The following is a 24,103-nucleotide window of genomic DNA, read 5'->3' on the forward strand; positions in this document are numbered from 1 at the left end:
ACTATTTTGAATGGTATTTTAGCGTTTATCGTAGATTTGCTTAGTACCGCTTCTATTATGATTGGCTTAATTTCTTTTGTTGGTTTAGTAGTCCAAAAGGAAACGCCTACAAAAGTAATTAATGGAACTATTAAAACTATTGTTGGATTTTTGGTTTTTAGCATTGGTAGCGCAGCAGCAACAACAGCATTAAATGATTTTCAAGCCTTATTTGCTAAAGGGTTTCACTTACAAGGTGTATTGCCTTTAGCAGAAGCTGTTACCGCATTAGCTCAACAACGATTTGGTACAGTAGTTGCTTTAGTTATGACTTTAGGTTTTGTCATTAATTTAGTTGTTGCTCGTCTAACTCCTATGAAATATATCTTTTTAACAGGACAACATAGTTTATATTTATCAGCTTTATGTACTATCATGCTTAAATCAGTTGGCTTAAGTAACACTTATATTATTATTATTGGTGGTTTAATTGTTGGATTTATGTCAGCAGCTATGCCTGCAATTGCGCAACCAGGGATGCGTAAAGTCACTGGTGGCGATGATATTGCTTTAGGGCACTACGTTTCATTAGGATACGCACTGTCTAGCTGGCTAGGAAAAAAATTTGGCGACTCAGAAAAAAGTACTGAAAAGATGAAGCTACCTGGCTGGTTAAGTATTTTTAAAGATTATGTTATTGGTGTGTCTATTACAATGGTTATATTTTATTATATAGCAGCTTTTTTTGCTGGACAATCTCAAGTAGAACATCTTTCTCATGGTGTTAATTGGCTTATATACCCATTGCTTCAAGGTTTACAGTTTTCAGCATCTTTATATGTAATTATTACTGGAGTTCGTCTTTTATTAGGCGAGATTGTTAATGCATTTGTAGGTATTTCAGAAAAAATTATTCCTAATGCTAAACCAGCTCTTGATGTTCCTGTTGTATTTCCGTATGCTCCTACAGCAACTGTTATTGGTTTCATTTCTGCTTATGCAGCAGGCTTATTAATGATGTTTGTATTTGCAGCTTTTCATATGCCAGTTATTATACCAGTTGCTGTTCCTTACTTTTTTATTGGTGCTACTGCAGGTGTATTTGGTAATGCTACTGGTGGCTGGAAAGGATGTATTATTGGATCCTTTGTTGTAGGTATTTTAATTGCTGTGGGTCCTTCTTTAGTTTATCCAGTTTTATCTTCAATTGGATTAAAAGGGACCGCCTTTCCAGAAACAGATTTCAATGCTGTTGCTTTAATTATTAAATATGTTGGTCAATTATTTCAAAGTATCTTTTAATTATGATTGGAGTTAAAAAATGAATACAAAATTAGACGAATTATCGATAAATACAATTAGGAATTTAACTTTAGATGCAGTACAAAAAGCTCAACATGGACATTTAGGTATGCCCTTAGGTGCTGCTGCCATGGGATATACATTATGGAGGTATCATTTAAAAGTAAATCCTAAAGATGCTAATTGGTTTGATCGTGACAGATTTATTCTCAGTGCTGGACATGGTTCTATGCTATTATACGCTTTATTAAATTTATCTGGCTTTCCTTTAACAGTTGATGATATAAAACAGTTTCGACAACTGCATAGTTTAACTCCAGGACATCCAGAATATGGTAAGACTATAGGTGTTGATGCCAGTACAGGACCTCTAGGTCAAGGATTTGCTATGGGAGTAGGAATGGCCATCGCTCAAGCTCACTTAGCAGATCGTTTTAATAAACCTGATTTTCCTATTATTAATCACTATACTTATGTAATTTCTGGAGACGGTGATTTAGAAGAAGGAGTTTGTCAAGAAGCAGCCTCTATTGCTGGTAATTTGGGACTTAATAAATTAATTGTTTTGTGGGATTCTAATAAAGTAACTTCGGATGCTGATTTGAGTTCTTCTAATACTGAGGATGAATTACAAAAGTTTCAATCAATGGGTTGGAATACAATAGAAGTTTTAGATGGTAATAATTGTCAACAAATAAGTTCAGCAATTTCTCAAGCTCAACAATGTTCAGATAAGCCTACTTTAATTAAAGTAAATACAATTATTGGATTTGGTTCTACTTTACAAGGTACTAGTTCTATTCATAGTGATCCTGTATCAGATGTTGAAGCGCAGTATATGAAAAAACAGTTTGGTTTTGTAAACCAGCCTCCTTTTTATATACCACAGGAAGTGAAAAAATGGTTTGAATCAGTTGGAAAAAATGGATCACAGGAAGAACAATCATGGTTTGATTTAAAGCAAAAATATATTCAAAAATATCCTGAATTAGGCCGTTTATTAGAAGACATTATACAAAAGCGGGTAGAAATACCGGATATTGACAAAATAACACTTACTGGTAATCAAGCAACTAGAGCAGCTTCAGAAAAAATTTTAAATACTATTTATTCTCAATATCCTATTTTAGTTGGTGGTAGTGGTGATTTAGGTTCGTCAAATAAAACAACTATTAAAAAAGAATTTTTTATGTCGAAACATCGTTATCAGGGTCCTAATATCTATTTTGGAGTTAGAGAGTTTTCTATGGGAGCAATTGCCAATGGATTAACACTTCATGGAGGACTAAAAGGATATGCAGGTACATTTTTAGTTTTTTCCGATTATATGAGAAATGCCATCAGGCAAGCTGCTATTATGAAAGTTCCTACTATTTTTATCTTTACACATGATAGTCTATATGTTGGTCAAGATGGACCTACACATCAACCTGTTGAACAATTAATGTCATTAAGGGCAATGCCTAATCTTACGGTGTTTAGGGCTGCTGATAATATAGAAGTGAAAGCAGCATGGGAAATAGCATTACAATCATCTACAACACCTACAGTTATAGTCTTAAATCGTCAATCTGTACCACAATTATCAAGTAGTAGTTTTGTCAAAGCTCAAAAGGGTGCTTATATTATATCTGAAGCTTCTAACAATCATCCTCAAGGTATTATAATAGCTAGTGGATCCGAAGTATCATTAGCTTTAAAAGCACAATCAATTTTATCAAAAAATAAGGTGTTCGTTAGAGTAGTATCAATGCCATCATGGGAAATTTTTGACTCACAATCATTAGAATATAAGCATGCGATTTTACCATCAGAGATACAAAATAGAATGTCTATTGAATTAGGTGCCACAATGGGATGGCAACAATATGTGGGAATCAATGGTGTTAGGATGGGCTATGACAAATTTGGAGAATCTGCACCAGCAGCAGATATTATAAAAATGATTGATTTTAATGCTGAACATGCAGCTAGCTTATATTTGAAATCTTTCTTAAAATAATAATGTAATTATTTTACAACTATAATCATTATTAAATATTACTTTTATTATTAAATAAATGAGGTGGTAATAAGTAACTTTAATTGCAGTAGCAATTAAGTGATTAATTAATAGTCATTGCCCATTGATGATTTATCAGTATCATATTTATTAAAGTTTTTAGAATTTGTTAAGATTAAACAATCTATCATCAATAATATATAAAATGTTTTGCTAAAACGCTCATTTAAAATAATCGCAAAGTAAAAATTTATTTTGCGGCTATTTTTAAGTTACCATGGCTTTTAACTGCAATTCAAAATCTATGAAGTGAATTGATATTAGCCAGCAACAGAGAGAGTTAAATGATTTGTCCCAAACATCTAGAAATCGCAAAAAAGCATTATGCCATTAGTTTTAGACTTTGGCATAATGCTTTTTTCGTTAGGGTGAAGGTTTGTCCCATCTCCCATTTTTGTTAATTTGATACCGTTGATTGTTGTTGATGCCAAGCGATGATATTTTTTGTAATTGCTTTTGCGACGTTTAAATTTTTCAGCAACGGTCCATGAGAATAGCTGCCAATGACATTCTTATACTGCATGCCCTCAACACCATCATCAGGATTGTTGCCATAGCCATTAATCATTTTTCCAAAGGGTTGTAATTTGTTTTTATCATCAAAAAAAGTTTGACCACTGTGATTTTCAAATGCAGTAACTTCACCATATTTAGTTGTGTATTTCGTATCACCAATCATTCTTTTTTGAGGATTAAAAACTGTATGCAATGGTAATAAGTTCAAACATTTGATAGTTTGACCACCACTAGTTTGATAATAGCTGCCTAAGAATTGATAACCACCACAGATGCAAAGCATGGGACCACCAGCTTCAATAAAATCTTGAATAGTTTGGCGATGACGGATAATATCATTTGCCACCACCGATTGTTCAAAGTCTTGACCACCACCAAAAAAGAGAAAGTCAAAATCAAAAGCATTAAAGTTATCACCTAAACTGATATTGGTAACGGTGCAGTCTAAACCTTGTTGTTTTAAGAGATATTTGATGATTTTAACATCACCACAGTCACCATAGGTATTCATTAAGTCTTCATAAAGATAAGCAATTTTGATTGTTGTCATGATTAAAATTTCCTCATTATAATGGTTTACTATCTATTGTTACTAGTTTAAACTGACTTATAATAAAAGTCTAGAGGAGTGATTTGTGTGTCTCATGCAATCAACGAAGAACAATTAAAAAAATTCCAACATCAATTTCATAGTCAAAAAGTCAACGAAGTGCTTGCTAATACCGTTCAAAATAATGGTATAAATCAAGTTGCCCAAAGTTTAACCGTTGAAACTCAATTGGATCCAACTTTTTCTATTGAAGTCAAAACCGGCGCGGTGTCTAATCAAAAACAGTCCGGACGCTGCTGGCTATTTGCAGCATTAACGACCCTGCGAACTAAATTTGCAACTGAATATCAAACCAAGGATTTTGAATTGTCACAAAACTATTTATCTTTTTATGATCGTTTGGAAAAAGCTAATTGGTTTTACCAACAAGTAATAGCAACAGCTAGTTTGCCACTTGAAGACCGCAAAGTGGCTCACTTACTGGCCAATCCAGATGATGATGGTGGTCAATGGTCTTATGCAGTTAATTTAATCAAGAAATATGGAGTAGTGCCTAAGTATGTAATGCCGGAAACTTATAATTCTGAACATACTAATGAATTTTCCACTATTTTAAAAACCAAACTGCGAAAAGATGCAATTGAACTACGACACCTGGTGAATGAAGGTTCTCATCACACAGATTTAGATAAAATAGTAGAGACCAAAATGGCTGATATTTATCGGATTTGTGTTTATGCCTTTGGTCAACCCCCAAAACAATTTAAGTTAGAATTACGCAATGATAATCACAATTTAATTCAGGAACGTTCGATTACTCCCCAAGAGTTTGCCCAAAAATATTGTGCATTTCCTTTAGACGATTTTGTGGGAATTTTAAATGCACCGCAGCCAAGTAAAGAATTTGGACAAACATACTGTTTAGAAGGCAATGGCAATATGGTGGGAGCACAGCAGGCTAAGGATTTGAATTTACCTATTGAACGTTTACAACAATTAGCTATTAAGCAATTGCAGGCTGGTGAAACTGTCTGGTTTGGTAATGATGTCTTAGAACAATTAAACCGCAAAAAAGGATTGCTAGCTTCCGAACTGTATGATTATAATCACTTATTTAATATCGATTTAAATATGGATAAGGGCGAACGATTGGATTTTGCCCAAGGACAAATGTCCCACGCCATGGTTTTGACGGGGGTAGACTTAGATGAAAATGGTCAGCCCTTGAAATGGAAAGTCGAGAATTCTTGGGGTGACAAAATCGGCACTAAAGGCTATTTTGTCATGAGTAATCAGTGGTTTAAGGATTATGTTTATGAAGTGATTATCAATAAAGAATATTTGACGGATACTGAACGAGCACAATTTAATCAAGAGCCAATTGTCTTGCCACCATGGGATGCTATTGGATAAAGGGAATATTTATGAAAATTTTAGTTACCGGATTTAATCCATTCGGCAAGGAACCGATTAATCCAGCTATTGAAGCTGTAAAATTGTTGCCGGAATCTATCAATAATGCGCACATTGTAAAATTAGAAATTCCTACTGAATTTAACAAGTGTGTGGCAGTTGTTAAAAAGGAAGTTGAACTGCAGCAACCTGATTATGTAATAAATATTGGACAAGCAGGTGGTCGAGCTGCAATTACGCCAGAACGAGTTGCAATTAATTTAGATGATGGTCGGATACCAGATAATGCAGGCTATCAGCCACATAATCAAACAATACAAGAATCGGGTCCGACAGCCTATTTTACCCAATTACCTTTGCAGGCAATGGTTGACGCCATTCATCAAGCGGGATTGCCAGCAGAAATTTCCAATACTGCTGGAACCTATGTTTGTAATCACATTTTTTATCAAATGCAATATTTACGAGAACATGAATTTCCTCAAATCAAAGCAGGCTTTATCCATATTCCATTTTTACCAGCACAGGTTATAAAACGTCCCAATGCTCCCTCTTTATCCTTGGCCGATAGTGTTCGGGGATTAACCGCAGCCTTGGTGGCTATCACAGAGGCTAATAATTAACAAATTAATTATTATGAGAAATTTATTAGAATAATGCTTGCAAAATGAAAATGATGTGATATGATAATTTCAATAAAAAATAAAAACCAACAAAAAGACCAGTAAGATGATGAGCACTGACAGTGAATTGAGAATAGTGAGAACTCAAACCAGTAAAGCTATCATGTGAAAAACACTTTTTGAAGTTGCTTAGCTGAACTTGACCGCAGTAAGCTAAGACGCAACCGGAGCGTTACTATCGGCAGTGTATGTATGTACACTAGTGAGGTGGTTTATCTTTGATAAACAACTTGGGTGGTACCGCGAAGTCTTTCGTCCCTTGAAGTTAGGGATGAAGGACTTTTTTTATTGAATTGAAGGAGGAAATGATAATGCATTTAACTATTCCCAAGGATTATGATCCTAAATTGACAGTACGGCAAACAGAAGAGGCAATTCGTTATATTCGTGAGACTTTTCAAGATGAAATTGGGCAAGAATTAAATCTAACACGTTTATCTGCACCAATGTTTGTGGAGCGTTCTACCGGATTAAATGACAATTTGAATGGTGTGGAACAACCAGTATCGTTTACTATGCAAGATTTACCGGATCAAACTTTAGAAATTGTCCACTCATTAGCAAAATGGAAACGAGTAGCTTTACAAAAATATGGCTTTGGTTTACACGAAGGTTTGTATACTAATATGAATGCCATTCGCAAAGATGAAGATTTAGACAACTTGCACTCTAGTTATGTTGATCAATGGGACTGGGAGAAAGTTATTACTAAAGATGAACGTAATGAAGCTACTTTAAAAGCTACAGTACGTCAAGTCTTCAAAGTAATTAAACATATGGAAGATGAAGTCTGGTATAAATATCCCGATGCGGTGTATCACTTGCCAGATGAGATTCATTTTGTCACTACTCAAGAGTTAGAAGACCGCTATCCCAAATTAGCACCATGGGAACGTGAAAAAGCTATCTGTCAAGAATTGGGCGCTGTATTTCTCATGAATATTGGGGGCCCATTGAAAAGCGGTCAACGCCACGACGGCCGAGCACCTGATTATGATGATTGGCAGTTGAATGGTGATATTATTTTCTGGTATGAGCCTCTGCAATGTGCTTTGGAGGTTTCTAGTATGGGAATTCGGGTAGATGCAGCTTCTCTAAAGTCCCAACTTAAAGCTGCCCATGCCGAAGATAGATTACAATTACCATATCATCAAATGATTTTGCATGAAGAAGTACCATATACCATTGGTGGTGGAATTGGTCAATCGCGTATTTGTATGTTGCTTTTGGGAAAGGCTCATATTGGAGAAGTACAAGCAAGTGCATGGCCTCAAGCAATGCTAGACGAATGTGCTCAACATCGCATTCAAATTCTATAATTATTACAAAGTAAATTTCTAAAGGCAAAAGTAAGTTTGGTAAAAACTTATTTTTGCCTTTTTTATAACAATTATAAATTCAATTCATAGGCTAAGCGTGGTTTTTTAGGATTTTTATTTAAACAGATGCTTCCACGATAAGTAAAGCCTGCCTCGTTGATGAGATGTTGCATCCGTAAATTATTAGGATGGGTATCAATGCGGAAGTTACAAAAACCTCGTTGATAACCTAACGTAATAAGATGTGAGAGTAACTGATTACCTAAATGTTGCCCTTGGTGTGTTTGTGCTATTGCAAAACGATGAATGGTAGCATAGACAGTTTGACTGTGCCAAGCTGTTTGCAGTTGCGAATAGTTAGGTTCTGGCTGTTGTAATAAAACTGCTGTACCACAAATGTGCTGCTTGCTTATTAAAACATAACTTTGCTGGTGCAATATGTCTTGTTGTAGCTGTGCCAAAGATGGTTGTCCATCTTGCCATTGATCGATATGTTCATTCTTTAAAAGGGTTTGAGCCTGTTTAATAATAGTAAAAACTGTCTGCAAATCCTTCATTTGAGTTGCTCGCAGATAAATTAAAGTCATAGTTTTTGCTCCTAGAGATATTGTTGGAGTTGTTGATAACCTGCTTGATTAGTAGAAACCTGTAAGGTATCACCGACTTGGATAATAGTATCACCATTGGGAACTAGTTGATGCTCACCACGTTGAATATTAATTAGCAAAGTTTGTGCAGTCCATTTAATATTTTTTACTTGTTGATTAGCAATCAAACTATCATTAAAAATCGGCAAGCTAAAAAGTTGATTTGTCGCTAAATGTGGTTAAAGTTCGTTTAAGTTGCATATTTTCTAAAAGTGAAGTATAAGTAGGGGCACCTCCCAAGAAATCTACAACCACATAGGCACTTAAAGCAGTTAAAGCCAGGGGCATGAGATGATTAAGTGAACCGACCATTTCGGTAATTAACAAAATTGCAGTAAACGGAGCCTTACTGATATAGGTAGTTGGCAGCCATTGCCAACTTACAAATAATAGGCCTAAGATAGCTCTTAAAGATAAAATAGTTAAAAAAATTCCTCCTGGTAAACCAGAGCCGTAATCAATCATTGAAACGATAAACCGGATTAAAAAAAGAGCAATAATCCCGATAATTGGCCAATGAATCGTTGCTAAGGGTAAAATTAACTTGTTGCCCCCGCCTAGTAAATCAGGATAAAAATAGCCTAAACAAAAAATTTCCCGCTAATGGAGCATTGAAAGCTGCTGCGAGACCAGCTGCCGCACCTGCAGCAAAGATAACTTTTTGATTAGGAAGATTATCTTCAAAATATTCGCCTAATCCCTGGCCTAAAGTAGCACCTAGCTGAATGGAGGGACCTTCACGACCTAAAATTAATCCAGAACCAATTGCCAAAGTTCCGGCTACAAATTTTCGCCAAAAAATTGGCCACCAAGCAAGCTGTAATTGATTGTTGATTTGGCCTTCGACTTCTGGTATGCCAGATCCCATAATATGGGGTTGCGATTGACTCAGGTATCCGATAAAGAGACCAATACCAAGATTAGCGATTAAAATAATTAAAATTAACGTAGGATTTGTTGAAGCTTGTTGATAGAGCAATTGCCAAAAAGATAAGATTTTTCAATCGACCAGCTAAAACAGCTAACCGCAATTTCTACTACCAGTCCGACGCATACAGATTTGAGAATAAATTGTAAGTGTATAATTTGTAAACGACTGTGCATAATTGCCTCGATTTCTTTCCTAAGTATCATGATAGCTGACGAGATAGCAAATTTAATTTATAATTAGTTTAACTTAAACTTTGAAAGTGGGGTCATTAATGGAGTTATTTTTTAGTATCTTATTATTAATTATAGCGACGGTAGGCGCTAATATTATCTACTCGTTTTACCCACGAATTCCTTTAGCCTTTTATCAAATTGGTACGGGTTTTATTTTATCATGGTTACCACAATTTAATCATTTTCAATTAGAACCGGAAGTTTTTTTTCTGATTATCTTAGCGCCATTAATGTTTTATGAAGGTAAAAATACTTCTTACTTGAGTTTGCGTCATAATTGGAAAGCCATTATCTCGCTAGCAATTGTTTTAGCATTAGTAACAATTGTAATAGCGGGTGGCTTGACTTCTTGGTTGTGGCCAGCATTGCCTTTGGCCTTAGCTTTAAGCTTAGCAGCCATTGTGACACCTACAGATGCAGTAGCAGTATCATCTATTACAGCTGGGGTTGAAGTGCCAGAGCCAGTGATGGAAACTTTGGAAAACGAATCTTTATTTAACGATGCTTCTGGTATCGTAGCTTTGAATTTAGCGGTAGTAGCTTTTAGTACAGGCCATTTTTCGCTATTTGGCAGCGTAGGTCGCTTTTTGGTTGTATTTGTCGGTGGCGTTATTATTGGTATTATTTTAGGCAGTTTATTAGTCTTGCTGCAATTGTTTTTTCAACGGCACTCTTTTAATGTGGCAGCAGTAATTTTACCAGTAAATATTTTAGCTCCCTTTTTAGTTTATTTAGCAGCGGAAGAATTACATTTGTCCGGTATTTTAGCGGTAGTGGCTGCAGGTATTATTCATGGTATTTATCAAAAACAATTACGACTAACATCTACGGGTAATCAAGTTGTTTTGACTACTAGTTGGGAAATTTTATCTCGTTTATTAAATGGATTTGTCTTTGTATTATTAGGTGTCACATTACCACGTAATATGATTGACCTGGCCGATTTTGGCAGTCAGCACTTCATCGTATTGATGGTGTTAGCAGTAGGTTTATATGTAGTAATGACTTTGTTACGTTTTTTGTGGGCTCAATTTGGATTAGTCAAAGTTCCAGCTGCCAATGATCGCGAACATCAAAAAAACAGCTGGGTCATTGCTTTTAGTGGAGTTCATGGAACAATTACTTTAGCTATGGCCTTTACGCTGCCGCTAGTAGTTAATAATCAGATATTACCATTTAGAACCGATTTGATTTTTATTGCAGAAACTATCATTGTGATTAGCTTAATTGTTCCTACTTTAGTACTGCCTAAATTATTACCCCCACAAAAAAAGGCTTTTACAATTAAGCAATTTAATCGTGTAGTAACCCAAATGGTTGATTATGCGATTCAAGAATTACAAGCGCATCATAATGAAGACTATCTTACTCTTAGTCGAGTGATTGACTTATTACACACTCAACGTGGCCACCGTGAGCACGCCAGTGCTAAAAAAATCTCGCATTTATTTCAACGCACCCAAAGTTTAGAAGCGGCGATTATTAATGATTACGCCCGCAATGGTGAAATTAGTTGGGAAAGTGCGCAACGTTATGAAATTAAGCAATTATTTTATTTGCGGAAAATTTTGTTAAAGCCATGGACACGTTTCAAATTAGCTTGGACCATTTTGCGGCTCTTGTTTTTTAATCAACGTCAATTATTAATTAAAGCTTATCAATTTAAGAAACATCCCACACCTGAATCAGAAAACTATCAAACTGATGTGCGGAAGATGGAAAATTGGGGTTATCATGCAGTTATAAAGTATTTACGCCGGATGCAACGTCCTGATAATAAAGCGGAAATCCGAATTTTAAGACACTATTATGAATTGCGGCATCAGCGAATTAATAATCCGGTTGATAATGCTGCCAATGAAAGTGAATTATTAATTGCTGCTTTTCAATATGAATATTCTTTTGTCCAACAAGCAGCACAAAAGCAAGAACTTTCAGAAGACTTGGTCCAAGCAATTAATGAAAAAATTTCTACTGACCAATTTGTTTATATGACATCTGATGATTAATAAGGAAGAAAAATGCTGAAATACAATCAAGATTTCTTAAAACGCTATTTAAAATGGGGCTGGCTAGCTTTTATAAGTATTACTGTTATTTTTGCTGGAATTACTGGCTATCTCGCACATGTTTATCCCACAGCGATTCATAACATGATTAAATTGCTGCGATCAATTCTGCCTACTAGTGGCAACAACACCCAAATGTTTTGGGGGATTTTGTTGAATAATGAAAAAGCGACCCTAATCATTTTATTGTTGGCACTGATTCCTATACCTGGTTTTTATTGGTTGACCTTTATTATGACTTCTTTATCTGTAGGATTTGTGTTAGGTGTTAGAGGGGCGCAGAGTGGCTGGCTGTTGGCAGTTAAAGCTTTTGTTTTAGGAATATTACCACATGGAATTTTTGAAATGTCTGCATTATTGTTAGTGGTAGCTTTGGCAGCACAATTAAATCGTGGTTGGCGAAATTTTTTATTTAGTCGGCAGTTGCAGCAGCCTATATCAGTCAAAGCTCTCTTATTACAATATTTATTAATAGTAGTGCCATTAATTGCTTTGGCGGCGTTAATAGAAGGCTTTATTACGCCTATTTTATTGCAATGGGCATAAATCTGGATAAAAACAGGGTCTTGTTGCCCTGTTTTTTTGTATAGAAAAATTTTGAAATAATTAAATATTGAAAAACTCTAACCAAAAAAAATTTAAAAAAAATGTATAATTACTAGTTAGATGATTGCGTTAAGTGCCAGTTTAGGTTAGGATTGACTGTGAAACATTATACTGTTTCACGTAAGGAGTTAAGATGAATCCACAAGAATTACAATTAAGTTTAGCGCACCAAAACATTAATTTATCTGATCAACAAATGGCTCAATTACAGCAATATTTCCAATTATTGGTTGAAACTAATAAAGTGATGAATTTAACCAATATTACTGAAGAATCCGCTGTTTATGTCAAACACTTTTATGATTCTTTGACACCAATGTTTTATGATCAGCAATTGACACAAGCAGTTTCAGTGGCTGATATCGGAACTGGAGCGGGTTTTCCAGGCATAGTTTTAAAAATTGCTAATCCCAAATTGCATTTAACTTTAGTTGATTCTTTGAATAAGCGTTTGAATTTTTTGCAACAGGTAGTGGATCAATTACAATTATCTAAAGTACAACTCGTTCATGCGCGGGCCGAAGAGTTTGGACAACAAGCACAATATCGTCAACAATATGATTATGTGGTGGCTCGAGCAGTTGCCAATTTGCCAGTTTTATTGGAGCTTTGCTTGCCAGTAGTAAAGCAAGGCGGTTATTTTATTGCTCTAAAGGGTGCTCAAGCCGAAACAGAAATGGCCGCAGCAAAGTCTGCATTATTTAAATTGGGGGGGCAGATTGAGCGCGTTGAAAAGTTGGAATTACCACAGGCGGCGGGGGAACGTCAGTTAATTTGGATTCAAAAGATTAAGTCAACACCTGCTAAATTCCCACGGAAGCCGGGTATACCAGCTCGTAATCCCCTTTAGGAGGAAAAGTTATGTCAATTTTTGATAGATTTGTGGATAGTAAACCAGTAGCTGAGGATGATGAAATTCAAGTTCAAGAATTGCCAGTTGAACAAATTATACCTAATACTTATCAGCCACGACATGATTTTAATGAAGTGCAAATTAATGAATTAGCTCAATCAATTCAAGCTAATGGCTTGTTGCAGCCGATTATTGTACGGCAAAACGATGAACAAAAGTATGAAATCATCGCGGGAGAACGGCGTTTTCGAGCTATCCAACGCTTGAATTGGACTAGTATTCCAGCAATTATTCGAGAATACACTAACCAAGAAAGTGCTGCTTTGGCTCTCATTGAAAACTTACAAAGGGAAGATTTAAATCCGATTGAAGAAGCACAAGCATATGCCAAATTAGAACAAATGGAACAATTACAGCAAAAAGATCTTGCTCGTAAATTAGGTAAAAGTCAGTCTTATGTTGCTAACAAATTGCGGTTATTAAAATTAGCTCCACAAGTTCAACAAGCAATTTCTAATGGTCAAATTTCACAACGGCATGGTCGGGCTTTGCTTAATTTGAATTTAGAACAACAACAAGCCTTATTACCACAAATAATTAATAAGAAGCTCACAGTCAAAGCTACTGAGGATTTAGTTGAAAAAACACTCCATCCACAAGTCAAAAAGCAAACAAAAGTAAGAGCTTTAACCTCAAACAATTCCAAATTGAGTATTAATACTCTTCATGATTCCATTAAACTAGCTCAAAAAAATGGTGCTCAATTTACTTATCAAGAAGTGGACACAGATCAAGAATATAAAATGATTATTACAGTTAAAAAGGAGGATCAACATGGCTAGAGTCATTTCCTTAGCCAATCAAAAGGGCGGAGTCGGTAAAACGACCACTACAATCAATTTAGGTGCTTGCTTATCAGAACTAGGCAAACAAGTATTGGTAATTGATATTGATCCTCAAGGTAACGCTACTAGTGGTTTGGGAATTAAAAAAGTTGATGTTACTCAAGATATTTATGATGTAATTATTAATGAGTTGCCGTTGCAAAAAACAATCATGAAAACTGAACGTTCTGGTCTGGATATTGTGCCCGCTACGATTCAATTAGCCGGGGCAGAAATGGAATTGACATCCATGATGGCCCGTGAAACTCGTTTGAAAGAGGCTATCATGACTATTCAGGATAATTACGATTATATTTTAATTGATTGTCCACCTTCTTTAGGCCAATTATCAATTAATGCTTTTACTGCCAGCAATTCTATTATTATTCCTGTTCAAAGTGAATACTATGCCTTGGAGGGATTAAGTCAATTATTAAATACTATTCGTTTGGTACAAAAACATTTTAATCCTAATTTAGCTATTGAAGGTGTTTTGTTAACCATGTTTGATGCTCGAACTAATTTAGGAACACAAGTAGTTAATGAAGTTCAAAGTTACTTTGGCGATCGAGTTTACAAGACCATTATTCCCCGCAATACTCGCTTAGCTGAAGCTCCTAGTTATGGCTTACCCATCATTGATTTTGATCGTAAATCGCGGGGAGCAGAAACCTACTTACAACTAGCTGAGGAGGTAGTGAAAAACGATGACTGAAAAAAAGCGTGGCGGCTTAGGCCGCGGAATTGATGCTATCTTTTCTGATTTTGAAGCAGATGAAATCAATTCCGAAAATATAGTAGAAATTAATTTAAATGAAATTCGTCCGAATCCTTATCAGCCTCGTAAAGAATTTGATGAAGCATCTTTAGATGAGTTAGCACAGTCGATTAGAGAAAACGGCGTTTTTCAACCAATTGTTGTACGAAAAAGTGTCAACGGCTACCAAATTGTAGTTGGTGAACGGCGTTTTCGTGCCAGCAAAATTGCCCAACGAAAAACTATTCCTGCCATTGTCCGTGACTTAGATGAAAGTCAAATGATGGAAATTGGCGTCTTAGAAAATTTGCAGCGCGAAGATTTGAATCCCATCGAAGAAGCGCAAGCGTATCAGACTTTAATTGAAAAATTACATTTGACCCAAGAACAGATATCTGAAAAGTTAGGTAAAAGTCGACCTTATATTGCTAATTATTTACGATTATTAACTTTGCCTCCGAAAACTAAACAATTGTTAACAGATTCCAAATTAACAATGGCGCAAGCTCGGACTTTATTAACATTTAAAGATCCTAATAAAATCGATCAAGTAGCGCAAATGGTAGTTGATCAAGGCTTAACGGTGCGACAACTGGAAAAAATGGTGGCACAGCCACAACCGAAAACATCCAAAAAAAATACTAATAAAAAATCCCCTTTTATCAAAGAAACAGAAGAACAACTAATTAATAAATTTGGTACCAGTGTTCGCGTTGTTGATACTAAGGGAGGCAAGGGAAAAATCCAAATTGATTTTTCTTCAACTAAAGATTTGAATCGTATCTTAGAATTGTTAAATATTTCGTTAAATTAATGGAGGGCTGCGGATGTATAATCTTGGAGATATTGTCATGATGAAAAAACCGCATGCTTGCGGTCAAAATCGCTGGGAAATTACGCGCCTCGGTGCAGATATTAAGTTGCGCTGTTTAGGCTGTGGTCATGCAGTAATGTTGAAACGGGCCTATTTTAATAAGCGTTTCAAAAAAATTATTACCCAAGCTCATGAAGTAAAACAAGATCAAGAGGAATTCTATCTTGATCCGCAAAAATTACAGTTACCCAATCTATTAAATTAAGGAGTTTGATTATGTCATTAACAGCAGGAATTGTTGGTTTACCTAATGTTGGTAAATCAACCTTATTTAACGCCATTACAAAGGCTGGTGCCGAAATGGCAAACTATCCATTTGCAACTATTGACCCTAATGTTGGGATGGTTGAGGTTCCTGATCCTCGACTGAAACGTATTGATGAGTTGATCCCCGCCAAAAAGATTGTGCATACCACTTTTGAATTTACTGATATTGCCGGCATTGTTAAGGGTGCTAGCAAAGGCGAAGGTTTAGGAAATAAGTTTTTAGAAAATATCCGTCAAGTTGATGCTATTGTCCATGTTGTTCGTGCTTTTGCGGATGATAATATTACTCATGTCAACGGCAAAATTGATCCAGTTGATGATATTGAAACGATTAATTTGGAATTAAGCATTGCCGATTTAGATAGCATCAACAAACGTTATGCGCGCGTGGAAAAAGTAGCACGGACTAAAGACAAAGAAGCACAAGCAGAACTAGCGGTCTTACAAAAGATTAAGCCTGTATTAGAAGCAGGAGGTGCAGTGCGAGAAATTGACTTTAATGAAGAAGAACAAAAAATTGTTCATAATCTCTTCTTGTTGACTTCTAAACCAGTTTTGTATGTAGCTAACATTGCAGAAGATGACATGGCGCATCCAGAACAGTCAGAGTATTACCAGCAGGTGAAAGCATATGCTGAACAAGCTGGCGCTGAAGTGATTGGCATCTCTGCTAAGACTGAAGAGGAAATTGCTGAACTAGATGACCAAGATCGTCAAGATTTCTTAGAAGCTGAAGGTGTTGAAGAATCAGGTTTAGATCGGTTAATTAGAGCTAGTTATCATCTTTTAGGCTTGGCAACATTTTTCACAGCTGGTGGTCCAGAAACCCGAGCTTGGACTTTCCATCAAGGAATGAAGGCTCCACAAGTCGCAGGAGTTATTCATTCAGATTTTGAACGGGGTTTTATTCGTGCGGAAACTATCTCATTTGCTGATCTTGACCAATATGGGAGCGTGCAAGCTGTTCGTGAAGCTGGCAAATTACGCTTAGAAGGCAAAGAATATGAAGTGCAAGACGGCGATATTATCGAATTTAGATTCAATGTTTAAGGGAGGATAAGATGGATCCACGCGAAAAAAATAAGCAAGCGCAAAGTAAACAGCAAGCTAAAGTTGCGAAAAAGCATGAACAAGCCAAAATTGCTCAAGAAGTTGCCCAAGCTACACCAGAACAATTACAGGCTAAATTAAGCAAGCGCAATGAAGATTATTTATTTAAGCTGCATAAAGCACTCGTTGAAAATGGACAAACTGACCAGGAAGCTCAAAAACAAGTTGATAATTTACTGCAAGAAGTAATTGATAATCAAATTAAAGGTATCCCGGCACGTCAACTTTATGGAACTGTTGCCACCAAGGTTGATGCAATTTTTCATAAAAAAATTGAAGCTAAAAACCATGTTGAATTTTGGAAATTAAGTGTCGATAGTTCGTTATTTATTGCAGCCCTGTTTTTGGTAATGTTTGGAATCATGGGCTTTTTTGTGAAGCATCCTAGCCGTGAAAATCAAATGGGAATTGTGACTACCATTTTAATTTGTATCTTCTGGGGGATTTTACTTTCCTGGTTTAACCAACAAATGATGCTTGATAAAAAGAAACGGAAACCAATGTGGCAAAGCGTTGTGATTCTAATAGTCGGCTTAATAGTTATGTATGTTGGTTCAATGCTTGTTCAATTATTACCAGCTGCAATTAATCCAATTTTGCCACCGATTGTCAATGTTATATTGGCGGCATTAGTCTATGGTATTCGTTGGCTTTTCCGGCATTATTATCACATCACCATCAATACTTTTTCGGGTAGATAAATAGGTAATTTTAAGCGTTGAGTTTATCAGCGCTTTTTTGCTAAATTTTAAAATAATTTGATACAAAAATGAGGATGAGTAATGGCAAATATTAGAAACATTGCAAAACTTTCCGGTGTATCTAAAGCAACAGTATCTAGGATTCTTAATCAAGATGAGTCTTTTTCAGTTTCAGATACTACAAGAAAAAGGGTATTAGAAACAGCTCGTCGCTTAAATTACATTCCAGCTAGTAATGCTAGTAAAGATAGTGTAGAAAGATTACACCTTGGAATTGTTAATTGTGTCAGTGCAGAAGATGAATTAAAAGACCCCTACTTTAGGGAAATAAAAATTGGTATTGAAGAACAAGCTGAATTATGGGGAATGATGTTATTTAAAGAAATTCATTTACCCAGTTATGATTATGATTTAAAAGATCTTTCGCTATGTGGAGCTGTTATTGTCATTGGAACATTAACAGAGGCTTTTTTAGCAAATATTTATCATTATAATCATAATATTATTATTATTGATGATTCACGGCATTTCTTAAATTACGATGTAATTCATAATGATTTTGATCAGCAAACTCAAAATGTATTAGATTTAATGAAGTCTAAAGGCCATCAAAAAATTGCTTTTATCGGTGGTCGTAAAAATCTGAGTGATAATAAAAGCATTAAACATAATGAATTATTAGATGTGCGCGAACAAAGTTATCTTAACTGGATGAAATTAAATGATTTAGAAAAGTATATTAATGTTCAAGTTACACAATGGTCTACTGAAGGTGCAATGAAAGCCGCAAAAAAAATTTTAGCTCTAGATCGACCTACAGCAATACTAACTGCTAGTGACCCACAGGCAATTGGTGTTTATCGTATCATTCAAGAATTTGGTCTGTCTATTCCGAAAGATATTGCTGTTGTTAGTTTTGATGATATTGAGATGGCTCAGTATCTTTATCCATCTTTAACTACTGTCAAGCCGGCAGCTAAAATTATGGGTAAAGAAGCTATTAATTTAGTAAGAGAAAGATTAGTAGATAATCGTAAAGTGTCTTTGGAAATTACAGTTAACTCAAATTTAATTATAAGAGAAAGTCTCTAAGATATGGCAAATAAAAAGCTGGAACAATAGTTCTGGCTTTTTATTTGTTTACTAAATTGTGGATTTACATTTTATATAAAAGACTTGCAAAAAAGGTGAAAAGCGGTTACACTAATTTTAGTAAACAAGTAAACGATAGCTTTGATATTGTTTACTAACTAAAATTTTGATTAGGAGTAAAAAATGGTAAATTCAACTGGTAATCCAAAATCTAGTAAATTAAAGAATATTATATCTAGGGTATCCTATGCTTTTGGGGCTTTTGGAAATGATATGTTTTATGGTGCTTTATCTACATATTTTATTATGTTTGTGACAACTCATTTATTTAACAGTGGTAATAAGACAGAAAATAATAGAATGATTGTGTATATTACTACAATTATTACAGTTTTAAGAATTGTTGAATTACTAATTGATCCTTTTATTGGTAATTGGATTGATCGAACTAAAACACGATTTGGACAGTTCAAACCATGGGTAGTAGTTGGTGGAACGATTACCTCCGTTATATTAATGTTCTTATTTACAGATTTAGGAGGCATTAATAAAACGCATCCTTTACTATATTTAATTGTTTTTGCTGTTCTTTATATAACGATGGATATTTTTTATTCTTTTAAAGATGTGGCTTTTTGGTCAATGGTGCCAGCGCTTTCATTTAGTTCAAAAGAGCGGGAACGAACTGCTTCATCAGCAAGAATTGGATCTACTCTTGGTGGAGGACTAGTTGGAGTAGTAGTAATGCCATTAGTACTATTTTTTTCTTTAAATAAAACTGGTGGTACAGGAGATGCACACGGCTGGTTTGCCTTTGGCTTAATGATAGCTATTGTAGGTATCATTACATCAATAGCTGTTGGTTTAGGAACACATGAAGTTCAATCAGATTTAAGAAAAAACAAAGAGAATACAGTTGGTTTTAAAAAAATTTTTCGGACTTTAACTCAAAATGATCAACTGATGTGGATTGCATTGACTTATGGTATTTACGCCGTTGGTATTAATATTTTAAATTCTTTAGTTCTCTATTACTTTACATTTATTATGGGTAAATCAACGTTATTTTCAGTTTTTCAAACCATAAATATTGTGATTAGTTTGGTGTCTGTGTCTATATTTCCTAAATTAGTGGATAAATTTAATAGAAGAAGAGTATTTGCTAGTTGTATTGGTATCATGTTGGCAGGAATATTATTATTTTCAGTAGCGGGAAAATCTTTGTTTTTAGTTTTAGTAGCTGCAGAAATGTTTCAAGTTCCGCAAGCAGTAATCTTTTTAGTAGTTTTAATGATTATTACTGATTCAGTTGAATATGGTCAATTAAAATTGGGACATCGTGATGAGTCATTAACTCTTTCCATTCGTCCTTTATTAGATAAATTAGGGGGAGCTATTTCTAATGGTGTTGTTGGTCAAGTAGCCGTAATAGCTGGTATGACTACTGGTGCTACCGCGGCATCTATCACATCCGATGGACAGTTTAAATTTAAAGTTATGATGTTTGCAGTCCCAGCAGTTTTCTTAATAATTGCTTTTCTAATTTTTTGGAAAAAATCTACTTTAACTGAAGAAAAACATGCTGAAATTATGGCACAGTTAGAAAAAACATGGGGCAAAGAAGTAAAGCCAGAGGCAAAAGAAGTGCAGCACAATTTCACAATGACTTTAGCATCACCCGTTTCTGGAGAAATAATTGCCTTAGATAAAGTGGCTGATGTGACATTTGCTTCTGGACAGGTAGGACAAGGATTTGCAGTTAAACCAACTGATGGACGAGTGTTAGCACCATTTAATGCCACGGTTAAAAGAATTTTTGAAACTAGACATGCTATTGGGTTGGTGGATGATCATGGCGTAGCTGTATTAATTCATATTGGATTTGATACTGTCAAAATGAAGGGTACAGGCTTTGTCAGTTACGTTCAAGAAGGACAATATGTCACTAAAGGAACAGAATTGATTGAATTTTGGGATCCGGCAATAAAAAAAGCTGGATTTGATGATACCATCACAGTCACTATAACCAATAGTGATAAATTCAGCACTCCTCAAATCCTAGCAAGACCGGGTGAGTTAGTGAGCGCCAATAAACAAGAAGTATTGAAATTACAATAATTTAATTGAAAACGAAGGAAGATATGAAATTGAAAAATTTGATTAATTTTGATGAACAGCAGCAAGTATTTCATCTTCATAATGGAAATATTTCTTATATTTTAGGAATTGATGAGGGTGGGGTACTTTCCCATTTATATTTTGGCCCACGAATTAAAAATTATCATGGGCAATTAAAAAATCCCCGTAAAGACCGTGGTTTTTCTGATAACTTGCCAGGAGCTCAAGAACGTACTTTTTCTTTAGATTTTGTGTTGCAGGAGTACAGTAGCCAGGGTGATGGCGATTTTAGAAATCCAGCTGCAATAATTAGACAAGCCAATGGCTCTTATTCAGCGCGTTTTGTTTACAAAGATTATAAGATAAGCTTTGGTAAACCCCAATTAGATGGACTTCCAGCAGCTTATGTTATTAAGAAAAATGAAGCTCAAACTTTAAAGATTATTTTAGAAGATCAAGTTAATCAATTGGAATTAATTTTGATATATACGATTTATCAAGATTATGACGTTATTGCGCGTTCAGTAGAATTGATTAATAAAAGTGATAAGTCTGTTCACATTGAAAAGCTGGCTTCTATGCAACTTGATCTACCTGCTGGTAAGAAACAGCAAGTTATTTCTTTACCAGGAGCACATGCTAATGAGCGTCAATTGCAAAGAGAAGATATTAACGCTGGGACTAAAGTATTTGAGAGTAGACGTGGCACTACAAGTCATCAAATGAATAATTTTATTGCCATTTGTGATTCTCAAACTGATGAATTTCAAGGAAATATTATCGGCTTGAGTTTTGTTTATTCAGGTAACCATAAAGAGGAAATTGAAAAAGACCAATATGGTGCAACACGAATTCTTGTTGGTATCAATGATGAACAGTTTGATTGGGAAGTTAAAAGTCAGCAGACATTTCAAACTCCAGAAGTCTTGATGACATACTCAGCACAAGGTATGAATAAAATGAGTGATAACTTGCATCGGTTAATGAGGGAACGAGTTGCACGTGGTAAATATAAATTTGCTCCACGACCAATCTTGGTTAATAATTGGGAAGCTACTTTTATGGACTTTGATGAAAACAAATTAAAACCAATTGTTGATGAGGCTAAAAAGTTAGGAGTTGAAATGTTTGTTTTAGATGATGGTTGGTTTGGACATCGTGATGATGACAACACTTCTCTGGGTGATTGGAAAGTGTTTGCCCGTAAGTTCCCACAGGGTTTAAAACGTTTTGTAGATTACATCCATGCTAACGGATTAAAATTCGGATTATGGTTTGAACCAGAAATGATTTCAATTGATTCAGAATTATATCAACAACATCCAGATTACATGTTAAAAGTTCCTGGAAGTAAACCAAGCCCTTCACGAAATCAATATGTTTTAGATATGGGAAGACAAGAAGTACGTGATAATATCTATAATCAGATGACAGCAATTTTAGATAGTTGTCAAATTGATTATGTTAAATGGGATATGAATCGCCATTTAACAGATATTTATTCACCAGTATTACCAGCTAATCGTCAGGGAGAAGTTTTACATCGCTATGTATTAGGTTTATACCAAATGTTAGAAAAAATAACCACAGAATATCCAGACATTTTATGGGAAGGCTGTTCGGGTGGTGGTGGTCGTTTTGATGCTGGATTTTTATATTATATGCCACAATCTTGGACAAGTGATAATACTGATGCTGTAGCTCGTATTAAAATTCAGTATGGAACTTCAATAGCTTATCCAATATCATCAATGACAGCTCATGTTTCAGCATCTCCAAATCAGCAAACTGGTCGCTTAACGTCTATGAAGACGCGTGGAGAGGTTGCTATGAGTGGTGTTTTAGGATATGAATTAGACTTAACTAAACTTAGTTCTGTTGATAAAAAAGAGGTTCAAGCACAAATTGCTTTTTATAAAAAAATTCGTTCACTAGTCCAATATGGTAAATTTATTCGATTAATTAGTCCTTATGATAATAATCGCTGCGCATGGATGTTTGTATCTGATGACAAAAATGAAGCTATTGTGTTTTCTTTTAAGATAATGTCAGAAGCGCAGCCAGCGTTTGAAATTTTAAAATTATCTGGTCTTGATGCTGATAAGACTTATAAAAATCTTGATACTGGTGCAGTTATTGGTGGAGATGAACTTATGAATACTGGTTTTTATGAACCAATTACTCAGGCCGATTTTAGCTCACAAGTTTATCATTTTAAAGCTTTAGCCGGTTAGTAGTTAAGTGAACTGAGACAAACCATTGTCTGAGTTCTTTTTTATTATGCAGATTTTGTGATTAGTTCTATTTTTACAATATATAATTTTCACTATTCATCAACTTTTGACTCTAGTTAACTTTCAATACTAGTTCTCAAAGAGATTATGAAGTTTCTTATTGCGAGTTATATTTGTATACTATACAATTAAGCATGTTTAATAAAATTTTAAAAAAATTCAATTTAATGACTCTTTACTCTTGCAAACTTTAATTAATCGTACTAAAATTACAACTTGTAGATTTATGATAAGAGATAAAGGGGGGAGAAAAATATGAGCAACCGTAGAATTAACCGCGAACAGATTATTCAGACAGCACAAACGATTATTTTTGAGCAAGGAGTTAAGGCTCTTACATTTCAAAGTTTATCTAAAGCATTAAATATTCGTTCCCAGTCATTATATAATTATTTCCGTAATATCAGTGATCTGATTGATCAAATTGGCACAATTTTTATGGATAACCTTTATCGTCGCGTGACTGATGGACTAGTAGGAATGGCGGGACAAGCAGCTTTTCGCCGTTATGCTGAAATTGCACATAACTATTTTGAAAGCCAGGGCAAAATGGTAGAATTAATTTACGATGTGCATAATTTTGACCATGACAGCAGTTTTTATCAGGCGACAGCTAAAGTGTTAGACTTATTAAATAAGTTAGTTGCAAGTGTTCATTTGCGGCATATGCAAGCAGACTCATATGTTCAAACCCTGATAAGTTCAGTGCTAGGTTTTACTGTCATTGAGATTATGGGATTTTTGCCAGTGGAACGGTCGGAGCGACAACGACAATTTGAAGAACTGTTAGATTTACAACTAAGTGAGATTAGTGAAACACCAAATACATTGTAAAGAAAGCGA

At 35.0% G+C, this 24,103-nt stretch carries 23 protein-coding genes and 1 other annotated feature; of the genes, 18 read left to right on the forward strand and 5 right to left on the reverse strand.

Going from position 1 to position 24,103, the window contains the following annotated elements; genetic code table 11:
- Positions 1-6 precede the first annotated feature (6 nt).
- Positions 7-1,281: a PTS ascorbate transporter subunit IIC gene (locus tag DS830_RS07675; RefSeq protein ID WP_205526781.1), complete on the forward strand. Its 1,275-nt coding sequence runs from the start codon at positions 7-9 to the stop codon at positions 1,279-1,281.
- Positions 1,282-1,300: 19 nt separating this feature from the next.
- The gene (gene tkt / locus DS830_RS07680) at positions 1,301-3,283 is read left to right on the forward strand and encodes a transketolase (RefSeq protein ID WP_118908888.1); all 1,983 of its coding nucleotides are present in this window, start codon (positions 1,301-1,303) and stop codon (positions 3,281-3,283) included.
- A gap of 457 nt (positions 3,284-3,740) precedes the next feature.
- On the opposite strand, the gene DS830_RS07685 is transcribed toward tkt, so the two are convergent.
- Positions 3,741-4,412, reverse strand: a complete 672-nt coding sequence (locus DS830_RS07685) for a type 1 glutamine amidotransferase (protein ID WP_162887575.1) — start codon at positions 4,410-4,412, stop codon at positions 3,741-3,743.
- Between the two features lie 84 nt (positions 4,413-4,496).
- Here DS830_RS07685 and DS830_RS07690 point away from each other — a divergent pair, with 84 nt between their 5' ends.
- From DS830_RS07690 to asnA, 3 genes are all read left to right on the forward strand, one after another.
- Complete coding sequence (locus tag DS830_RS07690; protein WP_240366798.1) at positions 4,497-5,822, forward strand: C1 family peptidase; 1,326 nt, start codon at positions 4,497-4,499, stop codon at positions 5,820-5,822.
- Between the two features lie 11 nt (positions 5,823-5,833).
- On the forward strand, positions 5,834-6,445 hold the full coding sequence (gene pcp / locus DS830_RS07695; protein WP_118908890.1) for a pyroglutamyl-peptidase I: 612 nt from the start codon (positions 5,834-5,836) through the stop codon (positions 6,443-6,445).
- A gap of 79 nt (positions 6,446-6,524) precedes the next feature.
- Positions 6,525-6,768, forward strand: a binding site (T-box leader).
- 48 nt (positions 6,769-6,816) lie between these two features.
- The gene (gene asnA / locus DS830_RS07700) at positions 6,817-7,824 is read left to right on the forward strand and encodes an aspartate--ammonia ligase (protein ID WP_118908891.1); all 1,008 of its coding nucleotides are present in this window, start codon (positions 6,817-6,819) and stop codon (positions 7,822-7,824) included.
- 71 nt (positions 7,825-7,895) lie between these two features.
- On the opposite strand, the gene DS830_RS07705 is transcribed toward asnA, so the two are convergent.
- The 4 genes from DS830_RS07705 to DS830_RS07720 are packed head-to-tail and all read right to left on the reverse strand — an operon-like array spanning position 7,896 to position 9,450.
- Positions 7,896-8,411 (reverse strand): GNAT family N-acetyltransferase, encoded by a 516-nt coding sequence (locus DS830_RS07705; protein ID WP_118908892.1) that lies wholly within the window; start codon positions 8,409-8,411, stop codon positions 7,896-7,898.
- Positions 8,412-8,422: 11 nt separating this feature from the next.
- Positions 8,423-8,620, reverse strand: coding sequence for a TrkA C-terminal domain-containing protein (locus DS830_RS07710; protein WP_118908893.1), 198 nt, complete (start codon positions 8,618-8,620; stop codon positions 8,423-8,425).
- A 1-nt stretch (position 8,621) separates the two neighbouring features.
- On the reverse strand, positions 8,622-9,065 hold the full coding sequence (locus DS830_RS07715; RefSeq protein ID WP_118908894.1) for a chloride channel protein: 444 nt from the start codon (positions 9,063-9,065) through the stop codon (positions 8,622-8,624).
- Positions 9,037-9,450 carry a chloride channel protein gene (locus tag DS830_RS07720; protein WP_118908895.1) on the reverse strand — a complete coding sequence of 138 codons (414 nt, stop codon included), beginning with the start codon at positions 9,448-9,450 and terminating at the stop codon, positions 9,037-9,039. The genes DS830_RS07715 and DS830_RS07720 overlap by 29 nt, the downstream gene beginning before the upstream one ends.
- A gap of 223 nt (positions 9,451-9,673) precedes the next feature.
- Here DS830_RS07720 and DS830_RS07725 point away from each other — a divergent pair, with 223 nt between their 5' ends.
- From DS830_RS07725 to DS830_RS07785, 13 genes are all read left to right on the forward strand, one after another.
- Positions 9,674-11,644: a cation:proton antiporter gene (locus DS830_RS07725; protein WP_118900059.1), complete on the forward strand. Its 1,971-nt coding sequence runs from the start codon at positions 9,674-9,676 to the stop codon at positions 11,642-11,644.
- Between the two features lie 12 nt (positions 11,645-11,656).
- Positions 11,657-12,250: a stage II sporulation protein M gene (locus DS830_RS07730; RefSeq protein WP_118908896.1), complete on the forward strand. Its 594-nt coding sequence runs from the start codon at positions 11,657-11,659 to the stop codon at positions 12,248-12,250.
- A 193-nt stretch (positions 12,251-12,443) separates the two neighbouring features.
- The gene (gene rsmG / locus DS830_RS07735; RefSeq protein ID WP_118908897.1) at positions 12,444-13,160 is read left to right on the forward strand and encodes a 16S rRNA (guanine(527)-N(7))-methyltransferase RsmG; all 717 of its coding nucleotides are present in this window, start codon (positions 12,444-12,446) and stop codon (positions 13,158-13,160) included.
- 11 nt (positions 13,161-13,171) lie between these two features.
- Positions 13,172-14,005, forward strand: a complete 834-nt coding sequence (locus tag DS830_RS07740) for a ParB/RepB/Spo0J family partition protein (RefSeq protein WP_118908898.1) — start codon at positions 13,172-13,174, stop codon at positions 14,003-14,005.
- Positions 13,998-14,762, forward strand: coding sequence for a ParA family protein (locus tag DS830_RS07745; RefSeq protein WP_118900051.1), 765 nt, complete (start codon positions 13,998-14,000; stop codon positions 14,760-14,762). Before DS830_RS07740 ends, DS830_RS07745 begins: the two co-directional genes overlap by 8 nt.
- Positions 14,755-15,618, forward strand: a complete 864-nt coding sequence (locus DS830_RS07750) for a ParB/RepB/Spo0J family partition protein (protein WP_118908899.1) — start codon at positions 14,755-14,757, stop codon at positions 15,616-15,618. The genes DS830_RS07745 and DS830_RS07750 overlap by 8 nt, the downstream gene beginning before the upstream one ends.
- Before the next feature lie 13 nt (positions 15,619-15,631).
- Entirely contained in the window at positions 15,632-15,883 is a 252-nt protein-coding gene (locus tag DS830_RS07755; RefSeq protein ID WP_118900047.1) for a DUF951 domain-containing protein, read from the forward strand.
- A gap of 11 nt (positions 15,884-15,894) precedes the next feature.
- Positions 15,895-16,995 (forward strand): redox-regulated ATPase YchF, encoded by a 1,101-nt coding sequence (gene ychF, locus DS830_RS07760; RefSeq protein ID WP_118900046.1) that lies wholly within the window; start codon positions 15,895-15,897, stop codon positions 16,993-16,995.
- Positions 16,996-17,006: 11 nt separating this feature from the next.
- A complete protein-coding gene (locus DS830_RS07765; protein ID WP_118900044.1) occupies positions 17,007-17,756 on the forward strand; it encodes a DUF1129 family protein in 750 nt (249 codons plus the stop codon).
- Between the two features lie 81 nt (positions 17,757-17,837).
- The gene (locus DS830_RS07770; RefSeq protein ID WP_118908900.1) at positions 17,838-18,848 is read left to right on the forward strand and encodes a LacI family DNA-binding transcriptional regulator; all 1,011 of its coding nucleotides are present in this window, start codon (positions 17,838-17,840) and stop codon (positions 18,846-18,848) included.
- A gap of 183 nt (positions 18,849-19,031) precedes the next feature.
- Positions 19,032-20,966, forward strand: coding sequence for a glycoside-pentoside-hexuronide (GPH):cation symporter (locus DS830_RS07775; RefSeq protein WP_118908901.1), 1,935 nt, complete (start codon positions 19,032-19,034; stop codon positions 20,964-20,966).
- 23 nt (positions 20,967-20,989) lie between these two features.
- A complete protein-coding gene (locus tag DS830_RS07780) occupies positions 20,990-23,200 on the forward strand; it encodes an alpha-galactosidase (protein WP_118908902.1) in 2,211 nt (736 codons plus the stop codon).
- 315 nt (positions 23,201-23,515) lie between these two features.
- Positions 23,516-24,094 carry a TetR/AcrR family transcriptional regulator gene (locus DS830_RS07785; RefSeq protein ID WP_118908903.1) on the forward strand — a complete coding sequence of 193 codons (579 nt, stop codon included), beginning with the start codon at positions 23,516-23,518 and terminating at the stop codon, positions 24,092-24,094.
- The last annotated feature ends 9 nt before the right edge of the window (positions 24,095-24,103 follow it).

The sequence above is a fragment of the Bombilactobacillus bombi genome, assembly GCF_003522965.1.
GTDB classification, from domain to species: Bacteria; Bacillota; Bacilli; order Lactobacillales; family Lactobacillaceae; genus Bombilactobacillus; species Bombilactobacillus bombi.

What these genes read in the sequence shown, in the direction of transcription:
- tkt (WP_118908888.1), top strand. Translation starts at nt 1,301, where the DNA reads ATGAATACAAAATTAGACGAATTATCGATAAATACAATTAGGAATTTA.
- pcp (WP_118908890.1), top strand. Translation starts at nt 5,834, where the DNA reads ATGAAAATTTTAGTTACCGGATTTAATCCATTCGGCAAGGAACCGATT.
- asnA (WP_118908891.1), top strand. Translation starts at nt 6,817, where the DNA reads ATGCATTTAACTATTCCCAAGGATTATGATCCTAAATTGACAGTACGG.
- DS830_RS07705 (WP_118908892.1), bottom strand. Translation starts at nt 8,411, where the DNA reads ATGACTTTAATTTATCTGCGAGCAACTCAAATGAAGGATTTGCAGACA.
- DS830_RS07725 (WP_118900059.1), top strand. Translation starts at nt 9,674, where the DNA reads ATGGAGTTATTTTTTAGTATCTTATTATTAATTATAGCGACGGTAGGC.
- DS830_RS07730 (WP_118908896.1), top strand. Translation starts at nt 11,657, where the DNA reads ATGCTGAAATACAATCAAGATTTCTTAAAACGCTATTTAAAATGGGGC.
- rsmG (WP_118908897.1), top strand. Translation starts at nt 12,444, where the DNA reads ATGAATCCACAAGAATTACAATTAAGTTTAGCGCACCAAAACATTAAT.
- DS830_RS07740 (WP_118908898.1), top strand. Translation starts at nt 13,172, where the DNA reads ATGTCAATTTTTGATAGATTTGTGGATAGTAAACCAGTAGCTGAGGAT.
- DS830_RS07745 (WP_118900051.1), top strand. Translation starts at nt 13,998, where the DNA reads ATGGCTAGAGTCATTTCCTTAGCCAATCAAAAGGGCGGAGTCGGTAAA.
- DS830_RS07750 (WP_118908899.1), top strand. Translation starts at nt 14,755, where the DNA reads ATGACTGAAAAAAAGCGTGGCGGCTTAGGCCGCGGAATTGATGCTATC.
- DS830_RS07755 (WP_118900047.1), top strand. Translation starts at nt 15,632, where the DNA reads ATGTATAATCTTGGAGATATTGTCATGATGAAAAAACCGCATGCTTGC.
- ychF (WP_118900046.1), top strand. Translation starts at nt 15,895, where the DNA reads ATGTCATTAACAGCAGGAATTGTTGGTTTACCTAATGTTGGTAAATCA.
- DS830_RS07765 (WP_118900044.1), top strand. Translation starts at nt 17,007, where the DNA reads ATGGATCCACGCGAAAAAAATAAGCAAGCGCAAAGTAAACAGCAAGCT.
- DS830_RS07770 (WP_118908900.1), top strand. Translation starts at nt 17,838, where the DNA reads ATGGCAAATATTAGAAACATTGCAAAACTTTCCGGTGTATCTAAAGCA.
- DS830_RS07775 (WP_118908901.1), top strand. Translation starts at nt 19,032, where the DNA reads ATGGTAAATTCAACTGGTAATCCAAAATCTAGTAAATTAAAGAATATT.
- DS830_RS07780 (WP_118908902.1), top strand. Translation starts at nt 20,990, where the DNA reads ATGAAATTGAAAAATTTGATTAATTTTGATGAACAGCAGCAAGTATTT.
- DS830_RS07785 (WP_118908903.1), top strand. Translation starts at nt 23,516, where the DNA reads ATGAGCAACCGTAGAATTAACCGCGAACAGATTATTCAGACAGCACAA.